This window comes from Pseudomonas sp. BN515 (genome assembly GCF_029873155.1).
Classification (GTDB): Bacteria; Pseudomonadota; Gammaproteobacteria; order Pseudomonadales; family Pseudomonadaceae; genus Metapseudomonas.
Map to the genome: position 1 here is coordinate 1 of NZ_SSOH01000044.1, position 6,943 is coordinate 6,943.

Annotated in this window: 7 protein-coding genes; all 7 read right to left on the bottom strand. The window is 64.9% G+C overall.

Annotation, left to right across the window (positions count from 1 at the left end; all coding sequences use genetic code 11):
* Window positions 1-44: 44 nt before the first annotated feature.
* Window positions 45-1,178, bottom strand: a complete 1,134-nt coding sequence (locus tag E8E91_RS12085) for an IS481 family transposase (protein ID WP_280375419.1) — start codon at window positions 1,176-1,178, stop codon at window positions 45-47.
* 555 nt (window positions 1,179-1,733) lie between these two features.
* Window positions 1,734-2,744 carry a putative sulfate exporter family transporter gene (locus E8E91_RS12090; protein WP_280371260.1) on the bottom strand — a complete coding sequence of 337 codons (1,011 nt, stop codon included), beginning with the start codon at window positions 2,742-2,744 and terminating at the stop codon, window positions 1,734-1,736.
* Window positions 2,726-3,076 carry a Rieske 2Fe-2S domain-containing protein gene (locus E8E91_RS12095; RefSeq protein ID WP_190833953.1) on the bottom strand — a complete coding sequence of 117 codons (351 nt, stop codon included), beginning with the start codon at window positions 3,074-3,076 and terminating at the stop codon, window positions 2,726-2,728. Before E8E91_RS12095 ends, E8E91_RS12090 begins: the two co-directional genes overlap by 19 nt.
* A complete protein-coding gene (locus tag E8E91_RS12100; protein WP_280375934.1) occupies window positions 3,073-3,741 on the bottom strand; it encodes a DsbA family oxidoreductase in 669 nt (222 codons plus the stop codon). Before E8E91_RS12100 ends, E8E91_RS12095 begins: the two co-directional genes overlap by 4 nt.
* On the bottom strand, window positions 3,741-5,042 hold the full coding sequence (locus tag E8E91_RS12105) for an MFS transporter (protein WP_280375935.1): 1,302 nt from the start codon (window positions 5,040-5,042) through the stop codon (window positions 3,741-3,743). The genes E8E91_RS12100 and E8E91_RS12105 overlap by 1 nt, the downstream gene beginning before the upstream one ends.
* A 113-nt stretch (window positions 5,043-5,155) precedes the next feature.
* Window positions 5,156-6,208 carry a 3-keto-5-aminohexanoate cleavage protein gene (locus E8E91_RS12110; RefSeq protein ID WP_151134182.1) on the bottom strand — a complete coding sequence of 351 codons (1,053 nt, stop codon included), beginning with the start codon at window positions 6,206-6,208 and terminating at the stop codon, window positions 5,156-5,158.
* Between the two features lie 69 nt (window positions 6,209-6,277).
* Window positions 6,278-6,943: TauD/TfdA family dioxygenase (locus E8E91_RS12115; RefSeq protein ID WP_280375936.1), on the bottom strand; the 666-nt coding region annotated here is incomplete at its 5' end.

A 6,943-nucleotide genomic window follows, 5' to 3' on the forward strand; every position in this document is an offset into this window, starting at 1 on the left:
CTGTAGAGCCAGACATCCTTTACATATTGAACCGGGGACATCCTTTACACCGATAGGCGTTGGACCTGGGAGGAGCCAGGTCCAAGCCGGCCTAAGGGATACTGGCCGAAGCGCAGCTCCCACACATCCGTCTCGACTTCGCGTAGCGCGACCCACTCGTCGATCAGGGCCTCGGACAGAAACACCGAGCGCCCTTGCCACTTGATGCAACCGTTGCTGTGCACCCGCCGGAGTTGCAGCCCTGTCGGGTACTCGATCGCCGGTAGACGGGCCGGATAGGGGCGCGGCGAGGGCCCATAGCGCTCGGCCGGGACCGCCATCCCGAGTCCTTCATGCGGCCGTATGGTGTTGAACTCCTGGCGGAACCGTTCAAACGCCATCTGCTGCTGGGCCAGATTGGGAGCGGGGGGCTTCAGGACGGCCGCTTTCAGGCTGCGGTGCATCCGCTCGTGTCGGCCATTCTGATCGGGACGGCCCGGCGCGATGCGCTCCGGGTGAATACCCAGGTGAATCCACCACACCGCCAAGCGCGAGAGACCGCCCACGCCCACCGAGGCGAACGGGCTGCCGTTGTCCGTGCGGATAGCCTCCGGCAGGCCGTATTCGCGGAAGGCCCACTCGAACCAGGGTCGACTCAGCCCGCCGCCGGGACGCGGCAAGCCCCGGCAGCACAGCAGATACCGGCTGGCCTGATCGGTCAGGGTCAAGGGATAGCACCAGCGACCATCCCCGGTCCGAAACTGCCCCTTGAAATCAGCACACCAGACGTGGTTAGGCTGCAGGCCGGCGCGCAAGGGCGTGACGGACGCCGGGGTGCTCCGCGGACGTCGGCGCGACTGCACCAACCCTGCCCGTTTCAACCATTCTCCCGCTGTGCTAGGGGCTGGCCAGGGCAATTCCGGATCCTGCTTGCGCAGACGCACCAGCAGCTTCTTCGGCCCCCAATCCAGATGCCGCAGCTTCTCTTCGATCAACCGCTCAATCAGCGCCGTCGCGGTCTGTTGCGGGCTGCTGAGCGGTCGCCGGGACTGCTCCAGAAGGCCAGCCTCACCGTGTTCCGCATAGCGCTGCAGCCACTTGTCGAGCGTCGGCCGGCTGATGCCATAGCTGCGCGCCAGCTCGCTCTTGCTGTAGTCACCGCTGCTCCAGGCGTGGATCAGCTCGATACGTTGGTCCATGGGCGACACTCTTTTCCAGGGCATGGCAGCTACCTCCTGCCATGCGAATTACCTGTAAAGGATGTGTCCGGTCCAACCTGTAAAGGATCTATCCGGTCTGTACCCACCCCAACCCTCTCCCAGAGGGAGAGGGGGTTGTCCGTGCCTGTGTTCTGTCTGGGCACAGTCCTGTGAGGGCGATTTCAATCGCCAGGCAGGACGCAGTCCTGCCCTGTGGGAGCGAATTTATTCGCGAAATGGCCAGGCACCGTACCAACCATTGGTAGCACTCTGCCCCGGCACTTTCGCGGACTGGATCGCCGCGTGCTGCCAATTGCCGCGCATCGATGGGTATCGCTCCGCTCTGACCAACCTACGAGAGGCACACCCTACCGAATCGGCTTCATCCTGCTACCCCGGGCATTCGAATCGTCACTGCGAGAAGCCTCCGCTCCCACAAAAAACGAAGGCAAAAAAAACCGCGCTTCGAAACCCGTCCCAGGAGGCTTTGTCGCGCGGCAAAGTGCCCGCTGTGGCAGGCGTCGATGACCCCCTTACGGGAGCAGGAGTAGGGTTTCAAAACCCCCAATGCAGCATGGCCAGTACCAGGACGGCGAGGAAGGCGGTCTCCCCCACCATCAGCAGGATGGGCTTGATACCCACCGAGGCCAGGTCCTTGAGCTGGGTTTTCATGCCCAAGGCGCTGATGGCGATTACCAGGCACCAGCGCGACAGTTCATTGCCGGCCTCTTGCACCACCGGCGGAATCACGCCCGTGCTGTTGATCGCGGCGAGGATCACGAAGCCCACCGCGAACCAGGGCAACAGCGGCGGCCGCTTGCTGCCCGGCTCGGCGCCGCGCATGCGAGTGATCATTGCGGCGCAGACGATCACCGGCAGCAGCATCGCCACGCGCATCAGCTTGACCACGGTGGCGCTGTCGCCGGTCTCGTGCCCCATGCTGTAGCCCGCGCCGACCACCTGGGCCACGTCGTGGATGGTGCCGCCGATGAAGAACCCGGCATGCAACGGCGAGAGCCCAAGGGCCTCGGCGATCATCGGGTAGAGAATCATCGCCAGGGTGGACAGCGCCGATACGCCGATCACCGTGAACAGCGTCGCGCGTTCCTTCTGCGGATGGCTGGGCAGCGCCGCCGCCAGGGCCAGGGCCGCCGAGGCGCCGCAGATGGCCGTGGCGCCACCGGTAAGCAGGCCGAACAGGCTGTTGAAGCCAAGCAGACGCGCCACTGCGACTGACACGAGGATGGTAACCACCACCAGTGCCACCACCATGGCGACTGGCTGCCAGCCGAGCGACGCGATCTGTTCCAGGGTGATGCGAATGCCCAACAGTGCCACGCCGACCCGCAATACTTCGCGGGCGGTGAACTCGATACCGGGCTTGCACGCACCGTCGGTCGCCAGGAAGTTCACTGCAAGGCCCAGCAGAAGGGCGAAGAGCATCACCGGAGCACCGTAGTGCTCGGAAAGGAAGGTGGCCGCCGCGGCGACCACGGCGCTGACGATCACACCGGGCATCAATACCCGGGTACGCGATCCCAGCGCGGTTATTGCTGTTGCAGACATACGAGTGATTCCTGCGGCCGCGGCCGCGACAGATCGATGAAACAACGGCCCTGCTGCAGCTCCACCGCGTAGGTGGCGACACCAAAGCCTTTCACGCCCGCCACGCAGCCACTGGCGAGATCGAAGCGCAGGCCGTGGGCTGGGCAATGCAGCAGGCGCCCGTCCAGGCGGCCACTGAACAGCGACGCGCCGTTGTGCGGGCAGCCTTCGTCGATGGCGTAGAGCTCGCCGTTCTGGTTGAACAGCACCAGCGACTTTTCTTCATGGCGGAACAGGCTGCGCCCGCCCACGGGCGGCACCTGCGCTGCCGGAACCTCCACCAACCGGGTCATGCGGTGCAGACCTCTGCCGCAGCACGCAGCTCCAGGGCACGTTGCAACTGGGCCAGCATCAGCCACGGCGGTTGAGCGCCGGCCAGCGACAGGCGCTGGTCGATCGCAAAAGACGGCACTGCCTGGGTGGCCGGAACGGCCTCGCTACCGACATAGGGGCGACCGTCGTCGAACAGCGCGGCTTCCAGGCGACGCGGGTCGAAACCACACTGCCTGGCCACGCTCAGCAGCAGCTCGCTGTTGCCCAGGTCTTCGCCGGACTGGAAGTAGCCGGCGAACAGGCGCTCCAGCAGGGTATCCACCTGCCGTTCGCTGCCCTGCTCCATGGCCAGCGCCAGCAGGCGGTGCGCATTGGCGGTGTTGGGCATGACTTCGATACGGCGCAGGTCCACATCCACGTCGGCGTGGTAGGCGGCATCCTGCACCTGCTCCTGGCGGGCACGTACCGCACCTTCGCTACCGAGGCGTTGCACGTAGAACTCCATGAAGGGCACACCCTGCGCCGGCAGGTGGGGCAGCAGCTGCACGCCGCGCCAGCGCGTTTGCACCTGCACATCCGGGCGGCTCTGCGCGAGCGTGCGCACGGCCTTCTCCAGGTTGCGTTTGCCGATCAGGCACCAGGGACAGATGAAGTCGAAAGTCATCTCGACCAACAGCGGTTTCATTAACGTTCCTCACTTGCCATCAGCGGCGAGAGCTTCTGGATGTCCTTCTGGTAGTGGCGCTTGCCGTACCAGAACACCAGGGCCGCGGCGACACTGATCAACGGAATCAACTGGAAGGCACGATCCAGGCCGAAGAGATCGGCCAGCACGCCTGTGACATAGGGTCCGGGCGCCAGGCCAAGCAGGTTGTTGGCCAGGGTCAGGGTGGCAAAGGCAGTACCGTGGATCGAGTAGTGGGTCAGGTTGGCAACCATGGCGCCGGCCGGGCCGGAGGTACCGGTCGCCACCAGCATGGCCATGGCGATGACCACCAGCTGCGGTACGCCGGGCGCCATGCGGAATGCCAGGGACAGGAGCACGCAACTGATCAGGCAGTAGGCGATGGCCAGGGCGATCTTGCGGTCCGGGGAATTGCGGCACATGCGGTCGCTGAGCATGCCGCAGAGGATCATGCCGGCACCGCCGGTGAGCACGATGATGGCCGAGACAGCGCCAGCCTGATCGGTGCCCATGTGGTAGTAACGATTCAGGTAGCTGGGGAACCACACCATCACCGCTGCACCAACGAACAGCTGCAGGCCGCTGCCGACGTAGGCGCAGATCACCGAGTGGCTGGCGAACAGGGTTTTCAGCGGGCGGCGGCAGGGGGATTCGTCCGTCGCGCTGCGCGCCGGCAGCGGACTACCGATGCGCGACTGCTTGACGACCAGCGGATAGACCAGCGCCAGCACCAGGCCAAAGATCGCCATGCCGGCAAAGGACCAGCGCCAACCCAGGTGTTGCGCCAGGACGCCGCCCAGGGCCATGCCCAGTACCGAGCCGAACATGCCGCCGGCCATGAAGGCGCCCGTGATGGTGGCGCGCATCTCGCGAGGGAATACCGACAGCACCACGGCGATGCCGACGCTGCCATAGGCCGCCTCACCCACACCCACCAGGAAGCGCGCTACGAACATGTGCTCGTAGTTCTTCGCCAGGCCGCAGCCCAGGGTTGCCAGGCTCCAGAGCATGGCCATCAGTACCAGGCTCTTCACGCGGCCCCAGCGGTCTGCCAGCAGCGACAACGGGAAGGTCAGCAGCCCCACCATCAGGGCGACGATGCCGCTGAGCAGGCCAAGCTGGGAGTCGGAGAGCGTCCATTCGGACTTGAGCAGCGGGAATACCGCGTTGAGGACCTGCCGCGACATGTAGTCGGAGATCAACAGACCGAACGTCAGGGCGAATACCACCCAGGCGTAGGTGCGGGGGACGTTCACGGCCGATTGGTCGAAATCGGCGGTGGCAGCGGAATGAAAGGCCATCGCGGTTACCTTGAATCTGTGCGTGTAGTTGTTTTTGTCACGCTAGCTGGCGGGTATGCGGTTAGCATCCCGCCGGGGCCGACCTTGTGGGCCGGCCCTTCTGGCTACGCAGGTCACGTACGCATCGGAACGTGCTTCTGACCCGGCTGGCGGTTCGGCGCCATGCCGTTCATGCGCAGGGTCTCTTCCACGTCCTTGTATTCCACGCCGATCTTGTAGATCTCGCGTGCTTCCTTGCCACTGGCGATTTCGCGGCCCAGCTCGTGAGCGATGCGCACGGTCTGCTGGATCTGCTGCACGGAGGTGAAGCGCTTGCCGTGCTGGTCGATGATGGTGTCCTCGATGCCGACGCGCGGGTGCAGGCCCATGGCGAGTGCCATGGTGTTGAACGGCAGGACGTTCTTCAGCAGGGACTCGGCGGTGAGGGTGCCGCCGTTCGGCGCACGATGGATGAAGTTGAAGAAGTTGAACGGGTTGGGGCCGTCGAAGCCGCCACCGATGCCGATCCAGGTCAGGTTCAGCGGGCCTTTGTAGACGCCCTTGCGCACCAGGCGCTCAAGGGTTTCCAGGGCATGGATGCCGGTGAGCTGGAAGTGCGGCTGGATGCCGTTGGCCATCAGGCGCTTGAGGTGTTCCTCGACCCAGGCCGGGCCGGCCGGCACGGTCATCTCGCTGTAGGCGGCCTGGTAGACCGGGTTTTCCAGGGAGGTGCCCTTCAGGTACTCCGGATAGAGGAGTTCCATGATGTTCATCTGGGTGGTGTTGATGGCCACGGTGACCTGGTCGGGCTTCGGAGTCAGCTCGGCCAGCATGTGGCGGGTGTCGTCGGACAGCCACTTGGCCGCTTCGCCTTCGCTCTCGGGAGCGAAGGAAATGGAGCCGCCCACCTGGATGATCATGTCCGGTACGGCTTCACGCACGCCGGCGATCAGCTCGTTGAACTTGGACAGGCGCTTGGAACCGGTGCCGTCCAGTTCACGCACGTGCAGGTGCAGGACAGTGGCGCCTGCTTCATAGCAGTCAACAGCCTTCTGGACCTGCTCGTCCATGGTCACCGGAATGTCTTCCGGGAAGTCAGCCGGCATCCACTCGGGGCCATAGGGCGCCACGGTGATGACCACCTTTTCCATGTTTTCCGGGTGCAAGGAATCGTCGAGGAATTGCATGGGGATCTCCTGTTTAAGTTCTTGTTCAGAGGTCCCGGCCGGGTATCACCTGGCCGGGCGGGCAGGTGGTCAGAACGTCTTGTCACCGATGATCCCGGCGCGTTCCATCTTGCGGACGCAGGGCGGGTAATCCATGACGGCGTAGTGCTGGGTGGAGCGGTTGTCCCAGATCGCCACGCTGTTCTTCTTCCAGCGCCAGCGCACCTGGTACTCCGGGATGTACGCCTGGCTGACCAGATAGCGCAGCAGGTCGCTGCCGCCCATGCTGTAGTCCTGGCCGTAGCGCACGCGCTCGGGGGTATGGAAGTTAGTGAGGTGGGTGGCGAAGGCGTTGACGAAGAGGATCTTCTCGCCGGTTTCCGGGTGGGTGCGCACCACCGGATGCTCGGCGTCCGGGTACATGGCCTTGAGCGCCAGGCGCTTCTCGACGGGCATGGCCGCGCCGAAGCTCGCCTCGATGCTGTGGCGGGCACGCAGGCCCTCGATGCGCTCTTTCACGTCTTGCGGCAGCTTCTCGTAGGCCAGCGCCATGTTCGCCCACATGGTGTCGCCGCCCACTGGCGGGCACTCCACGCAGCGCAGCACGCAACCCATGGGCGGTGCATCGCGCCAGGTGGCGTCGGTGTGCCAGGCGTTCTCGTAGCGGTCGTTGGGCTGGTCCGGGTCCTTGTAGATGCGCACCAGGCCCGGATGCTCCGGGTCGCTGCCGGCCACCGGGTGGTCTTCCAGCTCGCC